Annotated in this window: 12 protein-coding genes; 5 read left to right on the top strand and 7 right to left on the bottom strand. The window is 71.0% G+C overall.

Going from position 1 to position 16,573, the window contains the following annotated elements; genetic code table 11:
• Position 1 precedes the first annotated feature (1 nt).
• From sdhD to OG455_RS24235, 3 genes are read left to right on the top strand one after another with little or no spacing between them, the layout of a single operon-like run.
• Entirely contained in the window at positions 2-493 is a 492-nt protein-coding gene (gene sdhD, locus OG455_RS24245; protein ID WP_266297003.1) for a succinate dehydrogenase, hydrophobic membrane anchor protein, read from the top strand.
• Positions 494-538: 45 nt separating this feature from the next.
• On the top strand, positions 539-2,281 hold the full coding sequence (sdhA, locus tag OG455_RS24240; RefSeq protein WP_266297001.1) for a succinate dehydrogenase flavoprotein subunit: 1,743 nt from the start codon (positions 539-541) through the stop codon (positions 2,279-2,281).
• Positions 2,281-3,075, top strand: coding sequence for a succinate dehydrogenase iron-sulfur subunit (locus OG455_RS24235; protein WP_266296999.1), 795 nt, complete (start codon positions 2,281-2,283; stop codon positions 3,073-3,075). Before sdhA ends, OG455_RS24235 begins: the two co-directional genes overlap by 1 nt.
• A gap of 84 nt (positions 3,076-3,159) precedes the next feature.
• On the opposite strand, the gene OG455_RS24230 is transcribed toward OG455_RS24235, so the two are convergent.
• Together OG455_RS24230 and OG455_RS24225 are read right to left on the bottom strand one after the other, a co-directional pair.
• Entirely contained in the window at positions 3,160-4,839 is a 1,680-nt protein-coding gene (locus tag OG455_RS24230) for a hypothetical protein (RefSeq protein WP_266296997.1), read from the bottom strand.
• A gap of 68 nt (positions 4,840-4,907) precedes the next feature.
• Positions 4,908-5,156, bottom strand: a complete 249-nt coding sequence (locus tag OG455_RS24225) for an SCO4848 family membrane protein (protein WP_266296995.1) — start codon at positions 5,154-5,156, stop codon at positions 4,908-4,910.
• A gap of 164 nt (positions 5,157-5,320) precedes the next feature.
• Between OG455_RS24225 and OG455_RS24220 the strand changes: the two genes are divergently transcribed.
• Positions 5,321-6,655 carry a D-alanyl-D-alanine carboxypeptidase family protein gene (locus OG455_RS24220; protein WP_266296993.1) on the top strand — a complete coding sequence of 445 codons (1,335 nt, stop codon included), beginning with the start codon at positions 5,321-5,323 and terminating at the stop codon, positions 6,653-6,655.
• 6 nt (positions 6,656-6,661) lie between these two features.
• Here OG455_RS24220 and OG455_RS24215 read toward each other — a convergent pair whose 3' ends face one another.
• Positions 6,662-7,603: a YihY/virulence factor BrkB family protein gene (locus tag OG455_RS24215; RefSeq protein WP_266296991.1), complete on the bottom strand. Its 942-nt coding sequence runs from the start codon at positions 7,601-7,603 to the stop codon at positions 6,662-6,664.
• A gap of 181 nt (positions 7,604-7,784) precedes the next feature.
• On the opposite strand from OG455_RS24215, the gene OG455_RS24210 reads away from it, so the two are divergent.
• Positions 7,785-11,348: a CDP-glycerol glycerophosphotransferase family protein gene (locus OG455_RS24210; protein ID WP_266296989.1), complete on the top strand. Its 3,564-nt coding sequence runs from the start codon at positions 7,785-7,787 to the stop codon at positions 11,346-11,348.
• Between the two features lie 79 nt (positions 11,349-11,427).
• Here the strand turns inward: OG455_RS24210 and OG455_RS24205 are convergent, their stop codons facing one another.
• The 4 genes from OG455_RS24205 to OG455_RS24190 all read right to left on the bottom strand — a co-directional run bounded on the left by OG455_RS24205 (position 11,428) and on the right by OG455_RS24190 (position 16,563).
• Positions 11,428-13,398, bottom strand: coding sequence for a stealth family protein (locus tag OG455_RS24205; RefSeq protein ID WP_266296987.1), 1,971 nt, complete (start codon positions 13,396-13,398; stop codon positions 11,428-11,430).
• Positions 13,399-13,582: 184 nt separating this feature from the next.
• A complete protein-coding gene (locus OG455_RS24200) occupies positions 13,583-14,158 on the bottom strand; it encodes a 2'-5' RNA ligase family protein (protein ID WP_266296985.1) in 576 nt (191 codons plus the stop codon).
• On the bottom strand, positions 14,158-15,198 hold the full coding sequence (gene trpS, locus OG455_RS24195; protein WP_266296983.1) for a tryptophan--tRNA ligase: 1,041 nt from the start codon (positions 15,196-15,198) through the stop codon (positions 14,158-14,160). Before trpS ends, OG455_RS24200 begins: the two co-directional genes overlap by 1 nt.
• Before the next feature lie 30 nt (positions 15,199-15,228).
• Entirely contained in the window at positions 15,229-16,563 is a 1,335-nt protein-coding gene (locus OG455_RS24190; protein ID WP_266296980.1) for a hemolysin family protein, read from the bottom strand.
• Between the last annotated feature and the right edge of the window lie 10 nt (positions 16,564-16,573).

The raw sequence follows: 16,573 nt of genomic DNA, 5'->3' as shown, positions 1-16,573 counted from the left end.
CATGTCGACTGAGACTCCTGACATCGAGCTGGTCTCCTCCTCGCAGGCGCACACCGGCAAGGGCCTGGGCACCGGCAACCCCGCCGACGCCTTCGTGGTCGAGCCGCCGCGCACCCGCACCAAGAAGACCCCGCGGCGCACCCGGACCAACTTCGAGATGCTCGCCTGGCTCTTCATGCGCCTGTCGGGCGTCGTGCTGGTGGTGCTGATCCTGGGTCACCTGCTGATCATGCTGTTCCTGGACCACGGCGTGTCGAAGATCAACTTCGCCTTCGTGGCCGGCCGCTGGGCCTCGCCGTTCTGGCAGGGCTGGGACCTGCTGATGCTCTGGCTCGCCATGCTGCACGGCGCCAACGGCATGCGCACCGTGATCAACGACTACGCCGAGAAGGACTCCACCCGGCTCTGGCTGAAGGGCCTCATGGGCGTCGCCACGGTCTTCACCGTGCTGCTCGGCACCCTGGTCATCTTCACCTTCGACCCGAACATCTAACTCGGCCATCGCAGAGCCAGCAGAGCCAGAGGCGAGCTAACCCCTATGCAGATTCACCAGTACGACACCGTCATCGTCGGCGCCGGCGGCGCCGGCATGCGGGCGGCCATCGAGTCGACCCAGCGCAGCCGCACCGCGGTGCTGACCAAGCTCTACCCGACCCGGTCCCACACCGGCGCGGCCCAGGGCGGCATGTGCGCCGCCCTGGCCAACGTCGAGGAGGACAACTGGGAGTGGCACACCTTCGACACGGTCAAGGGCGGTGACTACCTGGTCGACCAGGACGCCGCCGAGATCATGTGCAAGGAGGCCATCGACGCGGTCCTCGACCTGGAGAAGATGGGCCTGCCCTTCTCCCGCACCGAGGCCGGCCGGATCGACCAGCGCCGCTTCGGCGGCCACACCCGCAACCACGGCGAGGCGGCCGTGCGCCGCTCCTGCTACGCGGCCGACCGCACCGGTCACATGATCCTGCAGACGCTGTTCCAGAACTGCGTCAAGCACGGCGTCGAGTTCTTCAACGAGTTCTACGTCCTCGATCTGCTGATCAACGACGGCAAGACCTCCGGCGTGGTCGCCTACGAGCTGGCCACCGGTGAGATCCACGTCTTCCAGGCGAAGGCGGTCGTCTTCGCCTCCGGCGGCACCGGCAAGTTCTTCAAGGTGACCTCCAACGCCCACACCCTCACCGGTGACGGCCAGGCCCTGGTCTACCGCCGCGGCCTGCCGCTGGAGGACATGGAGTTCTTCCAGTTCCACCCGACCGGCATCTGGCGGATGGGCATCCTGCTCACCGAGGGCGCCCGTGGCGAGGGCGGCATCCTGCGCAACAAGGACGGCGAGCGCTTCATGGAGCGCTACGCCCCGGTCATGAAGGACCTCGCGTCCCGTGACGTCTGCTCGCGCGCGATCTACACCGAGATCCGCGAGGGCCGCGGCTGCGGTCCCGAGGGCGACCACGTCTACCTGGACCTGACGCACCTTCCGCCGGAGCAGCTGGACGCCAAGCTCCCGGACATCACCGAGTTCGCCCGCACCTACCTCGGCATCGAGCCCTACACGGACCCGATCCCGATCCAGCCCACCGCGCACTACGCGATGGGCGGCATCCCGACCAACGTCGAGGGTGAGGTGCTGCGCAACAACACCGACGTCGTCCCGGGCCTGTACGCGGCCGGCGAGGTCGCCTGCGTCTCGGTGCACGGCGCCAACCGACTGGGCACCAACTCGCTGCTGGACATCAACGTCTTCGGCAAGCGGGCCGGCATCGCCGCGGCGAACTACTCCTCGACGGTCGGCTTCACCCCGCTGCCGGCGAACCCGGCCGAGAAGGTGCAGGCGCTGGTCGACGGCCTGCGCGAGTCCACCGGCACCGAGTCCGTGGCGGAGATCCGCAAGGAGCTCCAGGAGACCATGGACGTCAACGCCATGGTCTACCGCACCGGCGCCACCCTGAAGCAGGCCAGCGAGGACATCGCGGCGCTGCGCGAGCGCTACAAGCACGTGGCGATCCAGGACAAGGGCTACCGCTACAACACCGACCTGCTGGAGGCCGTGGAGCTGGGCAACCTGCTCGACCTGGCCGAGGTGCTGGTCGTCTCCGCGCTGGCCCGCGAGGAGTCGCGCGGCGGCCACTTCCGCGAGGACTTCCCGACCCGTGACGACGTGAAGTTCATGCAGCACACCATGGCGTACCAGGAGGTGGCCGAGGACGGCAGCACCTCGATCCGCCTTGACTACAAGCCGGTCGTCACGACCCGCTACCAGCCGATGGAGCGTAAGTACTGATGAGCGCCCCCACGATCGACGCCCCGCACTCCGCGGCGCTGGACGCGGCCGAGGCCGGCGGCGTGCAGATGATCACCTTCACCCTGCGGATCCGCCGGTTCAACCCGGAGGAGCACCCGGACCCGGTGTGGGTGGACTACCAGCTCACCATGGACCCCAAGGAGCGCGTCCTGGACGCCCTCAACAAGGTCAAGTGGGAGCAGGACGGCACCCTGACCTACCGCCGCTCCTGCGCGCACGGCATCTGCGGGTCGGACGCCATGCGGATCAACGGCCGCAACCGGCTGGCCTGCAAGACCCTGCTGAAGGACGTCACCTCGCCCGACGGCAAGGGCGGCGTGCAGCCGATCACCATCGAGGCCATCAAGGGCCTGACGGTCCTCAAGGACCTGGTGGTCGACATGGACCCGTTCTTCCAGGCGTACAAGGACGTCATGCCGTTCCTGATCACCTCGGGGAACGAGCCGACCCGCGAGCGGCTGCAGTCCGCCGAGGACCGCGAGCGCTTCGACGACACCACCAAGTGCATCCTGTGCGCCGCGTGCACCTCGTCCTGCCCGGTCTTCTGGAACGACGGCCAGTACTTCGGCCCGGCCGCCATCGTCAACGCGCACCGCTTCATCTTCGACTCGCGTGACGAGGGCGCCGAGCAGCGGCTCGAGATCCTCAACGACCGCGAGGGTGTGTGGCGTTGCCGCACCACCTTCAACTGCTCGGAGGCCTGCCCCCGCGGCATCGAGGTCACCAAGGCGATCCAGGAAGTCAAGCGCGCCCTGGTGACGCGCCGCTTCTGACGCTCCGCTTCTGACGCTCCGTCGAGCGAGCAACGGCCGAGGGCCCGTCCGGTACGCACCGGGCGGGCCCTCGGCCGTGGTCGGCTACTTCAGCGCACCGATGTCCTCAGGGCTGGTCCAGCCGCTGAAGATGACCAGGTGCCGGTCAGCGGTGACGGTCCACAGGTCGGGGGCGCCGTCGCCGTCCAGGTCACCGGAGCTGCCCAGGGTCGGGTAGGCGGCGGTGGTGAACCCGGACGCCACCACGTGCGCGGTGGGGTCGCCCAGGGCGGAGAAGTCGAAGGTGCCGTCGGCCTTCTTCGGCAGCGGGTAGGCGTGCAGCTCACCGGTGGCCCGGTCGCGGGCCCACAGCGCCAGGTTGCCCTGGGCGTCGGCGCCGGGAGCGATCAGGTCGTAGCCACTCCAGTTGCCCGTGGTGGTCAGCTGCTGGGCGTCCCGGAAGCCGCGGAAGCCGACATTGTCGAAGAGCCACAGGTTGCCACCCTCGACGGTGAGCAGCGACGGGTCGTCCGGCTGGCCCGGGTCCGTCGAGCCGAGCGCGAGGAGCTGGTCCACGCCGGACCAGTCGCTGCCGTAGCCCACCGGGCAGCTGATCGTCGCTCCGGTGGCGTCCTGGCAGGTCGTGGGACGGGAGACCAGGGTGGCGCTCTGCGAGCCGAGCGGCAGCGACCCCTGGTTCTTGTACTCGTAGAGGTTGGCCTTGCCGACCGACGAGTTCAGGTCGCGCGCGAAGACCGTGTCGGAGGTGGCGGTGTTGGGCATCCAACCGCGGTGGCTGACCTCGAAACCGGTCCAGTTGCCCGAACCGTCAGGTGCGTCGACGGCCGGGACGGTCTCACTGGGCAGGACGCTGCCCGTGTTGCCACTGATCACCTGGAGGTTGCCCGCCGAGTCCGGCAGCACGATGTCGGGGGTGCCGTTGTTGTCGACATCGCCCAGCGTTGCCGGCGGGGTCGGGTTGCTCGGCGCGTAGAAGCCGTACGAGAACGACTGCGAGACATTGCCCGCGTTGTCGATCGCCTGGACGAGCAGCGTGTTCGCGCCCCAGTCGGCGGGCGTCAGCTGCACGCTCGCGGTGCCGTCGGCGGCGGGCACCACGGTGTCGGCGCCTCCGCAGCCGGTGAAGACGCCCAGCGAGGCGGGTGCGAGCGCGTACTGGTAGCAGGCCACTCCCGAGGCCGCACCACCGGCGGGCACCGGGTCACTGCCGGTGAAGGTGAAGGTGCCCGACTGGCCGGCGTACTTGGTCGCCGTCTGCCCCGAGCCCAAGGCCGGGAAGTCGGTGGAGTTCACGTTGACCGCCGGCGCCGTCAGGTCGAGGCGGAAGTGACACTCGGGTGTGGAGGCGTCGACCCCGGCGCCCGCCGTGTAGGCGTGCCAGACATAGCTGTGACCGTCCCGCAGGTTCGGCACCTGGACGCTCACGGTGCCGTTCTGGACCGGCAGCTCGGTGGCCCGCAGGACCGAGGTGTGCGGCACGACGGTGGTGTCGGTGACCGCGATGTCCGGCAGGACGGTGGCACCGGCCGGGAGCTGGACATCGGCGCTGAGCGTCGGCAGTGCGGTGCTCAGCCCGACCCAGCCCGGGGTGCCGTTCGGCGCGCAGTCCTCGGTCGCGGTGCCGCCGGGAGCGAGCACCGGGGCCGGTGTGACGCGCGGGTTGCTGAAGGCCGGGCCGGTGGCGGCGACGGCGTTCGGGGCCGCGGCCAGGCCGACGGCCACGGTGAGCACGCCGGTGACGGCGAGCACACGGGATGTACGCAAGAAGAGTCCCCCTCGGGAAAATCCGGTCAGCTGGTGAAGCACCCGGGACTCTTCCAGCTGCCGACCCGTCAGGCCACCGACTTTCCGTTCCGCAGCCCCCGCACCCCCACCAGCCCCACCAGGACGCCCAGGACGAAGGAGGTGATGGCCAGCGCGAGGTGGATCCAGAAGAAGGCGGTGGGGCGGCTGTGATCGCCGTTGGCGAAGGCCTGGTGGGCCGAGTCCTGCCACAAGTTCTTCACAAAGGTGGTCCAGATGATCACGGACCATACGCCGAAGGCGGCGAGGAACCAGGAGGTGCGGCGGCTGAGCTTCATCAGGGCGGTCCTTAGCGGTGCGGGGCGGAGCAGCCTCCCCAGTATGGGCAAAGGGCCGATCGGCCCAGGCGGCGGTCCCCCGTTGGGGCGAGGACCTGCGGCCCGACGGGACGGTGGGGCGTTGGGCTGGGTACGGACACCGAGTGCATTTGGATGCTTACCTGATGTGTCGTACCGCTCGCCGAGCCGCCGCGCTGGCCGCCGCGCTCCTCCTGGCGACCGCCCCCGTCGCCGCCGCCGAACCGCCACCGGTCGCCACCGCGGTCGGCGGCGAGCGGCTCGGGCTACCCGGAGTGCAGGTCGCCCTGGCGCCCGGGGCGCCCCGCCCTCCGGAAGGGCTGACCGGGATGTCCTGGCTGGTGGCGGACGCCGACTCGGGCGCGGTGCTGGCCGCCTTCAACCCGCACCTGCGGCTGCCACCGGCCAGCACCTTGAAGATGCTCTTCGCCGACACCGTGCTGCCCAAGTTCGACCGCAAGGCCGTGCACCGGGTCGCGCCGGAGGAACTTGCCGGGCTGGGGGCCGGCAGCAGCCTGGTCGGGGTCAAGGAGGACCTGGACTACCGGGTCGAGGACCTCTGGCGCGGGGTCTTCCTGAGCTCGGGCAACGACGCGGTGCACGTGCTCGCGCACATGAACGGCGGGGTCGAGCAGACGGTCGGCCAGATGCAGCAGAAGGCCGTCGAGCTGGGCGCCGCCGACACGCACGTGGTCTCGCCGGACGGCTACGACGAGGACGGGCAGCTCACCTCGGCCTACGACCTGACGCTCTTCGCCCGCGAGGGGCTGCGCAACCCGGACTTCCGCTCCTACTGCGGCACCAAGGACGCCCAGTTCCCCGGCGCGGTCGACAGCCGCACCGGGCAGCGCGGCACCTTCGGCATCCAGAACACCGACCGGCTGCTCGGCAAGTACCCGGGCCTGATCGGCGTCAAGAACGGCTACACCACCAACGCGGGCAGCACCTTCGTCGGGGCCGCCCAGCGGGACGGGCGCACCCTGCTGGTGGCGGTGATGCACCCGGAGACCTACATGAAGGTCTACGACGAGACCGCCGCCCTGCTGGACTGGGGCTTCGCGGTGGGCGGCCGGCTGACCCCGGTCGGCCGGCTGGTCTCCGCCACGCCGGCCGCCGGGGCAGCCGCGGCGGCGGCTGCCGCGCCGGCGGCCGGCCCGCAGGGTGCCGCGCCCGCCCCGCTGCCCGGCCTCGCCGTGCCGCGGGCGCCCGCGCCCGCGGCGGCCCACGGACTGCTGGCCGGGCCGCCCCGGCACCGCGCGAAGGTGCTGAGCCCGGAGGGCTGGACGGTGGTCGCGGTGGTCACCCTGTGCGCCACCGCGGCCGGCTGGGTGCTGAACCGGCGCCGCCGCGGACCGCACCCGGCCGCCGCGGCCGCCACCGGGACGGCCGGGCCGGACGGCTCGGGCGGCGCGAGCGCCTCCCGGGTCGGGCGCGGCGCCATCGTGCCGCGCCTGCGCCGCCGCCGGCCGCCGCGCACCTGAGGCGCCTCAGCCTCGCGCCGGCGCCCCGCCCGCGCCGAGCTCCCCGGCTGCCCGGTAGGCGGCCTCGGCGCTCGCGCGGGCGCGTGCCCGGGCACCCTCGGGGTCGGCCAGGGCCGTCCAGGAGGCGCAGTACATCAGCAGCCGGTTGACGAAGTCGATCCAGAGCAGCAGGGCGACCGGGACCCCGAAGGCGCCGTACAGGCTCTTGCCCGCCACCGAGCCCAGGTAGGAGGAGAGCAGCAGTTTGAGCAACTCGAAGCCGACCGCCCCGATCAGCGCGGCGGTCAGCAGGTCGCGCCGGCGCTGGTCGGCGATCCGCGGGAACGGCGCCAGCAGGTAGAGGAAGAGCAGCAGGTCGGCGCCGACCGCGATGACGAAGCCGACCGCCGCCAGCAGGTAGTGCGCCGGGCCGTGGTCGGAGAGGCCGAGCGCGGTGGCCAGCCGCCCGGCCAACCGGGTGGTCACCGCGGAGGCGCCCAGCGAGACCAGCGCGACCGCGCCGAGGCCGACCAGCACCAGGCAGTCCCAGGCCTTGCGCAGCACCACGTTGCCGTCCTCCTCGGGCAGCTGCCAGACGTCCCGGATCGCGCCGCGCATGGTGTCCACCCAGCCCAGTCCCGAGATCAGCAGCAGCAGCCCGCTGAGCGCCCCGACCGTGGCGGCGTTGGCGACCAGCGAGTCCAGGTCGAGCGAGTGGGCCAGCCCCGGGACCTGGTCGGCGATCTTGTTCTTCAGGGTGTCCACCCGGGCCGGGGTGAGGGTCGCCACCGCGATCGCCAGTGCCACCGTGAGCAGCGGGAAGAGCGCCAGGAAGCCGAAGAAGGTGACGGCACCCGCCAGCCGGTTGGCCTTCGCCGCCGTGAAGTGCTCGTAGACCCGGTACGGACGGCTGCGCAGCACGACGGCGGCGAGTGGACCGATCACCGGCAGCCTGGTGAGGAATCCCATGCGGTTCAGCCTGACAGGTCCGCGCCCGGTGGCGGCCGAGCCCCGCCGGACCGGCGCCCCCGGGAGGCCCGCGGTGCCGGACGGTAGGATTCGCCCCGTACCGCCTGTCCGGTGCCCCCCGAAACCGCGGGCCCCGCTCCAGGCCGTTCGTCCCGCCCCTGATGAAAGGCCCGCCTCGAAGATGGCCCCCCGTCTCTCCGTCGTTGTTCCGATCTACAACGTCGAGCGGTACTTGGAGGAGTGCCTGGAATCCATCGCCGCCCAGACCATGAGCGACCTCGAATGCGTCATGGTGGACGACGGCTCCAAGGACGGGAGTGCCGCGCTCGCCGAGGCGTTCGCCGCCAAGGACTCCCGGTTCAGACTGGTCCGCAAGAAGAACGCCGGTCTCGGCGCCGCCCGCAACACCGGTCTGCTGCACCTGACCGAGGGCACCGAGTTCCTCGCCTTCGTGGACAGCGACGACACCCTGCCGCCGAGCGCGTACGAGCTGATGATCTCCACGCTCGACGAGACCGGCTCCGACTTCGCGACCGGCAACGTGCTGCGCTTCCGCGCGGTGGGCCACTACCAGTCGGGCGGCCACAGCAAGCCGTTCCGGCAGACCAAGCTCAAGACCCACATCACCGAGATCCCGGCGCTGGTCACCGACCGCACCGCGTGGAACAAGGTGTACCGGCGCAGCTTCTGGGACGCGGCCGGCCTGCTCTACCCGGAGGGCATCCTCTACGAGGACGCCCCGGTCAGCGTGCCGCACCACTACCTGGCCAAGAGCGTGGACGTGCTCGGCGAGCCGATCTACCACTGGCGCGAGCGCGAGGTCGGCGAGATGTCGATCACCCAGATGCGCACCAACCCCAAGGGCCTGATCGACCGGGTCACCTCGATGGAGCTGGTCCGCTCCTGGCTGCTGAAGCAGACCGCGCCGAAGTACAAGGAGTACCTGCGCGCCTACGACGAGAACAACCTCGTCGAGGAGATCCCGATGTTCTTCTGGTCGGTGGTCGACGGCGAGCAGGACTACCGCGACGCGTACCTGGAGTGCGTGGGCCGCCTGCTGCGCGCGATCGGCCCCGACCTGGTCCGCAAGCAGCGGGCACCGCTGCGGCTGAAGTACCACCTGACCCTGCAGGGCCGGATCGACGAGTTCATCGAGCAGATGCGCTTCGAGGCCGAGAGCAACGGGGCCGCGCCGGCCCGCGGTGTGCTCCGCCCCTACGCCGACTACCCGTTCCTGCGCGGCGGCCGCAAGAGCGTGCCCGCCGACGTGCTGCGGCTGGACAACGCCCTGGTGATGCGCACCCGGGTCTACGAGTCGGCCTGGGAGGACGGCGGGCTGCGACTGACCGGCCACGCCTTCCCCGAGCACGTGGGGGTGGAGAACAAGCACGACCTGGTGCGCAAGGTCGTGCTGCGCGAGGCGAACGGCAAGCGGATCGTCACGTTCTCGGCCAAGGCGCAGTACGCGCCCGAGGCGACCGCCAGTTCCCCGCACGACCTCTACAGCTGCGACTGGGCCGGGTTCACGACCCTCATCGACCCGGTGAAGCTGAAGAAGCGCGGCCAGTGGCAGGAGGGCACCTGGCGGGTGCTGATGGGCGGAATCGGCAAGTCCGGGGTCTACAAGGGCCGGGTGTCCGGCGGCTGGGCCGACACCGCCCAGAGCTACCCGACCCACTGGGTGGACGCCACCACCCGGATCGTCCCGATACTGCGGGACAGCTTCCTGCACATCATCGTCGAGAAGCTGCGAGCCGCGGTCACCGAGCTGCGCTCGGTGGACGGAGCGGTCGAGCTCAGCGGAACGGTGCGCAACACCGCCGACCTGGCGGGTGTGCGGCTGCAGCTGCACCACTCCGAATCCGGTACGAAGATCGACTTCCCGATCGAGTTCGGCGTCCCGGCCGGCCGGCCGGTGCCGTTCACCGCTCGGATCCCGATCGAGCGGCTGACCGAGGTACGCGACAAGTGGAACGCCCTGGACCCGGGCGCCGACTCACGCACCACCGACCACTGGTACGCCAAGCTGCTGCTGACGGACGGGACCACGCTGCAGCTCGTGGTCGACGACCGGGTGGCGCTGCGGCACCTGGTCCAGCCGCTGGACCCCGCGACCCCGGTGGGCACCGCCCGGGTGCTGACCTCCAAGCCGACCGACACCGGGCACCTGCAGTTCACCGACCAGCTGGTCCAGCCGGTGGTGGACAGGATCACCGGCGCCGACGAGGAGGGCTTCACCCTCAGCGGTGACTTCCCGCTGCCCGGCGAGCACCGCTACGACCTGGTGATCCGCCACAGCTGGCGCGAGGAGGACTACCTGCACCCGCTGGTCGTGCGCGACGGCCGGTTCGAGGTCCGGCTGCCCGCCGCGCCGATCGGCTCCTACGCGGGCCAGGTGCCGCTGCACAAGGGCACCTGGGAGGTCTCCTTCCGGCCCGAGGGCGGCGACCCCGAGTTCGCCTGGCCCAAGGTCCAGGTCGCGCTGTCGGCGCACGCCTCGCTGCCCAACGAGATCCGGGTACGCGGCAAGCAGGTGGTGCTGGAGCGCCGCTACTACGACACGCTCTCGCTGGAGGCGCTCTCCGACCTCGGCCCGCACGAGCGCAGCGGCTACCGGCAGCGGCAGCTGCGCAAGGAGGTCTACCCGGCCGCCAAGCTGAAGCCGCTGCGCGAGGCGGTGCTCTACAACGTGGCCCACGGCGGCCAGTACGCCGGCTCGCCGCGCGCCATCCACGAGGAGCTGGTCCGCCGCGGCCTGCCGCTGGAGCACCTGTGGACGGTCGACGACCAGCAGACGGAGCTGCCCCAGAGCACCCGCGGGCTGCGCCAGTGGAGCCCCGAGTGGTACGAGGCGATGGCTACCGCCAAGTACATAGTCACCAGCGCTCACCTGCCCGACTTCGTGGTGCCGCGCCCGGATCAGGTGGTCCTGCAGACCTGGGTCGGCAGCCCGCTCAAGCGGATCGGCCACGACTTCGAGAAGATCTGGTTCATCGACAGCAACTACCTCAAGCACCTCGACCGCGAGGTGCCGCACTGGGGCAAGCTGATCTCCGGGAGCAGCTTCGCCACCCCGGTGCTGCGCCGGGCCTTCAAGTTCCAGGGCGAGATGCTGGAGACCGGTTACCCGCACAACGACATCCTCTTCTCCCCCGAGCGGGAGAAGCGGGCCGCCGAGGTGCGCCGCCGGCTTGGTCTGCCCGAGGACAAGAAGGTGGTGCTGTACGCGCCGACCTTCCGGGAGGACCGCAAGCGCCCGCACGGCGGCTACCAGGTCGACCTGCGGATCGACCTGGAGGCGGCCCGCGCCGCCCTGGGCGATGACCAGGTGCTGCTGGTGCGCCCGCACGCGAACTGCCACGAGCCGATCGCCGAGGCCGGCAACGGCTACGTCTGGGACGTCTCGCTCTACCCGGACATGTCCGACCTGCTGGTGCTCGCCGACGTGCTGGTGACCGACTACTCGGCGTCGATGTTCGACTTCGCCAACACCGGCCGGCCGATCCTCTTCTTCACCCACGACCTGGAGCACTACCGCGACAACCTGTGCGGGTTCACCTTCGACTTCGAGCAGGAAGCTCCCGGCCCGCTGCTGCGGACCTCGGCGGAGCTGGTCGGGGCGCTGAGCGGGCTGGACCAGGTCGCGGCCGAGCACCGGGAGGCCTACGCGGCGTTCCGGTCGACCTACTGCGACCTGGACGACGGCCACGCCGCCGCCCGGGTGGTCGACGGCCTGCTGGGCTGAGCGGGGCCGGAGAGCACGTCGGCCCCGAGACCGGTCGGTCTCGGGGCCGACGTGCTCCTCCCGCCGGTGCGACGCGGCGTCAGCCGTGCTGCTCGGCCAGGCGGGATTCAGCCGGACGGGATTCAGCCGGACGGGATTCAGCCGGACCGGATTCGACAGGCTGGGATTCTGCCGACCGGGGTTCGGCCGCCGGCCTGGTGGCTTCGAGCTGCTCGGGGCCCCACGGGTCCGCACCGCCTTCCGTCGGCCCGGCCGCATCCGTCTCCTGGGCCTGGGCGGGGGCGGTACGGGCGGCCGGCACCGGCGGGGAGTCCTCGAAGGGACCCGCCACCGGGAAGAAGTCCTGCAGGAAGAGCGTGACGAGCCGGTCCTGCTCCTGCCTGGGCACGTGGTCCAGGGCTCCGTCGTTCAGGCAGAAGCTCTCGATGCCGCGGTCCCTGACCAGGCCCGGCAACTGCTCCAGGGCGGCCTGCCGGTCGACATCGACGTAGCGGTGGCCGATCCGCCCCCAGGCGACCCGGCCGGTGAGGTAGCCGCGGCTGACGGCCAGGGTGATGGGCGCAACGTCCGAGCGCGAGCGGAAGACCGAGCGGGCGGTGCTGGACAGCTCGGCGGCGAAGACCTCGGTGCTCTCGGTGAGCAGCGTCCTGGTCAGCGGGTAGGGCACGTGGCTGAGGGTGTGGGTGGTGTCCCGGCCGAACTCGCGCCGGATCAGCGCTCGGGTGTTCTTCTGCCCCGCGACGTACTCGTCCTCGTCCGCCGCGACCGGCCCCGGCGGGATCACCCGGGAGTCCAGGTTGACCAGCGGTGCGCCATTTCCCTGGAAGAACTGCTCGGGGCGGACCGGCCGCCCCAAGAACATGTCGTCGTTGAAATACAGGAAGTGCTCGGCGAGGTTCGGGATGCGGTGCAGCTGGGATTCGATCGCCCGCGAATTGAATACCGGCAGCACACTCGGATCGGCGAAAAGTTCGCGGTGCGGAACCAGCGTCAGGTCAGGGTGCTCGGCCATCAGCCAGTCGGGCTGCTGGCCGTCGGTGACCAGGAAGACGTGCCGGATCCACGGCGCGTACATGGCGATCGAGCGCAGACAATAGCGCAGCTCGTCGCGGTTGTGGAAGCGCTCATCGCCCGTGCCGGTGGCAGGCGGCACCGGCAGACCGGCCAGCACCGCCGCTCGGCGCCCGCGCCAGACCGGATCACCGTCGTCGACCCAGGTGATCACCGCGTCGATCGGAAAGGTGACGTCGTCGAGCAGCGGCCGGGTGAAGGCGGCCGGCGCGGGGTGGTCGCGGCCTCCGATCCGCATGATCGAGTCCGCCTCCAGGGAGGGCACCCACCAGCCGAAGGGCGGTTCGTGGATCGCGGCTATCGCCCCCTCGGAAGGCGCCGCGGAATCCCAGAAATCGAGGTCGCAGCCGTGCTCGGAGCCGTAGGTCAGGGTCCGCCCCGGGGTGACCACCGGACGGTAGATCCGCACGCCCTTGACCCGCACACCGTCGAGCACCTCGGGAGCAGCGTCCGCCCCGGCAGCGTCCGCGCCACCCGCCTCAGCAGTCCCCTCCACTGCCGCCACGGCCTGCGGCAGCTCGTCCGCGAGCACCGTGCGGATCACCACGTCATGGCCGAGCAGGTCCGCGTAGACCGGCTGACCGGCGAAGCCCGCGGCGAACGCGGCCAGCACCTCGGCCCGCTGCCCGGGAGCGATCATCACCCAGTACCGGAACTCCTGGCCCCGGATCGGGGCGAACTCAACGCCACCGCGTGCGAGCAGGTCGGTCACCTCGGTGAAGCTGCGCAGGTAGGCGTCGGCGGAGAGCAGGTCGTCGCGCACCTCGGTCACCAGGCCCTGGTGCCGCACCAGCTCGGATGAGCCCTCCAGCAGCCGGTCCTCGCGCTCGCGGCGGAGCTCCTCCGCGCTGGGCGGGGCCGGTTCGACCTCGGGCTCCGGCTCCACCGTGACCGCCACGCTCTCGGCAGGCTGCTCGGCCACCCGCTGGGCGGGCACCTGACCGGACCTGACGCCGACCCGGCGGGCCCTGCGAGCCACGGCTCGAATGATTCGCCGAACCGTGCGGGGGCAGCGCATCAACTCTCCAGACGGTGAGCGTTCCGGCCCTTCCAAGCCCCCCATGGCCATTGCTCGCCGAGTATAGCGCTCAGCAGATCGTGGGGTGAATGAGAATATAATAAGAGATTACATTCTGCATTCGACGCAACTATTCGCGCGGCTGTTATCGCCCGCCGAGCGCATAACCACGCCAGGGTCGCCAGACCGCGTCCGCGCCGAACCAGGAGAGGGTGAAAGCGGGCACCGCGAAGGCCGCGTGGAAGGCCCGGGCCTGGCCGGCCGCCGCGTCCAGCACCCGTTCGGCCAGGCCGTGCGCGACCGTGACGTGCGGGTGGTAGGGAAAGGCCAGCTCACGGGCGAGCGGCCCGGAGCGGATCGCGGCCTCCAGCTCACGGCACTCCTGCGCGCCCTCCTCGACCCGGACGAAGACCACCGGGGAGACCGGGCGGAAGGTGCCGCTTCCGTGCAGCAGCATCCGGAACGGCCGGTGCCGGGCCGCCACCGCCGCCAGGTGAGCCCGCACCTCGGGCAGCCGCTCGGCCGCGATCTCGGTCGGCGGCAGCAGCGTGACGTGCGTGGGTATCGCCCGGGCCAGCGGATCGCCGAGCGCGGCGCGGGCGTCCTGGATCGCCGAGCCGAACGGCTCCGGCACCGTGACCGCCACGCCGATGGTCAACGACGCGCCGATGGTGGCGACCTCGGTGAGATCGCCACCATCGGCGGGCACGGGCGCGGGCATCAGCGCTTGGCGGCCGCGATGAAGCCGATGCGGTCGTAGACCGTCGCCAGGGTCTCGGCGGCCACCGCGCGGGCCTTCTCGGCCCCCACCGCCAACACCCGGTCGAGCTCCGCCGGGTCCTGGAGGTAGCTCTTGGTCCGCTCCTGGAACGGACCCACCCACTCGCCGAACAGCTCGGCCAGCTCGGTCTTCAGCGCGCCGTACATCTTGCCCTCGAAGTGCGCGACCAGCTGCTCGATGCTCTGCCCGCTCAGCGCGGAGTGGATCCGCAGCAGGTTGGAGACGCCGGCCTTCTTCTCCTCGTCGTAGGAGACCACCGTGTCGGTGTCGGTCACCGCGCTCTTGAACTTCTTCGCGCTGACCTTCGGGTCGTCCAGCAGGCTGACCAGGCCCTTGGCCGAGGAGGCCGACTTGCTCATCTTGGCCGTCGGGTCCTGCAGGTCGAGGATCTTCGCCGTCTCCTTGAGGATGTACGGCTTGGGCACGGTGAAGGTCGGCGCGAAGCGGGTGTTGAAGCGCTCGGCGAGGTCGCGGGTGAGCTCCAGGTGCTGGCGCTGGTCCTCGCCGACCGGCACCGCGTCGGCCTGGTAGAGCAGGACGTCCGCGACCATCAGGACCGGGTAGGTGAAGAGGCCGACCGTGGTGGTGTCGGTGCCCTGCTTGGCCGACTTGTCCTTGAACTGGGTCATCCGGGCGGCCTCGCCGAAGCCGGTCAGGCAGTTCATCACCCAGGCGAGCTGCGCGTGCTCGGGCACCTGGGACTGGACGAAGAGGGTGCAGTGCTCCGGGTCCAGACCGGCACCGAGCAGCTGGGCCACCGAGACGCGGGTGTTCTCCCGCAGCTGCGCCGGGTCCTGCGGGACCGTGATCGCGTGCAGGTCCACCACCATGTAGAAGGCGTCGTTCGCCTCCTGGAGGTCCACCCACTGGCGCACCGCACCGAGGTAGTTCCCGAGGTGGAACGAGCCGGAGGTGGGCTGGATGCCGGAGAGGACCCGGGGGCGTTCCTTCGCCGGACTGGTGACCGCTGCGTTGACCATGACCGCCATTCTTCCAGCTTCGGCGAGCGCTCAGGACCCCGCTTCGTTTGGAGGTTCGGACGATCGTTCCGCCGCCTCGGGCACGGCGGCCGCCCGCACCAGGATCCGGTCGATCCGGCGCCCGTCCAGCGCCGCCACGGTCAGCCCCACCCCGTCCCCGGTCACCACCCGGTCGCCGACCGCGGGCAGCTCGCCCAGTTCGGCCACCACGTAGCCGGCCACCGTCTCGTAGGGCCCCTCGGGCAGCGCCACCCCGGTCTCCTCGGCGAAGTCCGGCAGGTTGAGCAGCCCGTTCACCTCGACCCCGCCGCCGACCAGCCGGCGGGTCGCGGTGGTCTCCTGGGAGTCGTACTCGTCGCGGATCTCGCCGATCACCTCCTCGACCAGGTCCTCCAGCGTGACGATGCCGGCCGTGCCGCCGTACTCGTCCACCACCATCGCCAGGTGGTGGCCCTCGCGACGCATCTCGCTCATCGCCTCCAGCACCTTCTTGGTGGCCGGCAGCAGCTTGACCGGACGGGCGATCTCGCGCACCCGCAGCGCCTGCTCGCCGCGGGCCCGGTAGAGGTCGCGGACGTGCACGAAACCGACCACCGCGTCGTAGGAGCCCTCGACCACCGGGTAGCGCGAGTGCGGCGAGGTGCTGGTCTCCTCGCGCACCTCGGTGAGCGGCTGGTCGGCGTCCAGGAAGGTGACCTCGGTGCGCGGCACCATCACCTCGCGCAACTGGCGCTCGCCGGCCGCGAAGACGTCGGCGATCAGCGCCCGCTCATCGCTGCCCAGCTCGGTGTTGGCGGCCACCAGGCCGCGCAGCTCCTCCGAACTCATCGAGCCGCGACCGGCCTTGGGGTCGCCGCCGAGCAGTCGGACCATCAGGTTGGTGGACCGGCCGAGCAGCCAGATGACCGGGCGCAGCGCCACCGACATCACGTCCACCACCGGCGCGGCCAGCAGGGCGATCGACTCGGCCCGCTGCAGGCCGATCCGCTTGGGCGTCAGCTCGCCCAGCACCAGTGAGAGGTAGGAGATCAGCAGGGTCAGCCCGACCAGGGCGACCGCGTCCGCGACCCCGCTGGAGAGGCCGAGCCGGACGAAGACCGGGGAGAGCTTGCCGGCCAGCGTGTCGGCGCCGAAGGCGGCCGACAGGAAGCCCATGCAGGTGACCCCGACCTGGACCGCGGCCAGGAACCGGTTGGGGTCGGCGGCCAGGTGCGCGGCCCGGGCGGCCCGCTTGGTGCCGCGCTCGGCCAGCGCCCTGATCTGTCCCTCGCGCAGCGAGATCAGCGAGATCTCGGCGATGTTGAACACCCCGCCGAGGATGATGAAGAGCAGGACGAGGGCCGCGTCCTGCAGGGTTTCGTTCACGGTCGGCCAG

The organism is Kitasatospora sp. NBC_01287 (genome assembly GCF_026340565.1).
Taxonomy (GTDB): domain Bacteria; phylum Actinomycetota; class Actinomycetes; order Streptomycetales; family Streptomycetaceae; genus Kitasatospora.
The sequence above is the reverse complement of the archived record's forward strand: the minus strand, read 5'-3'. Positions and strand labels throughout refer to the sequence as shown.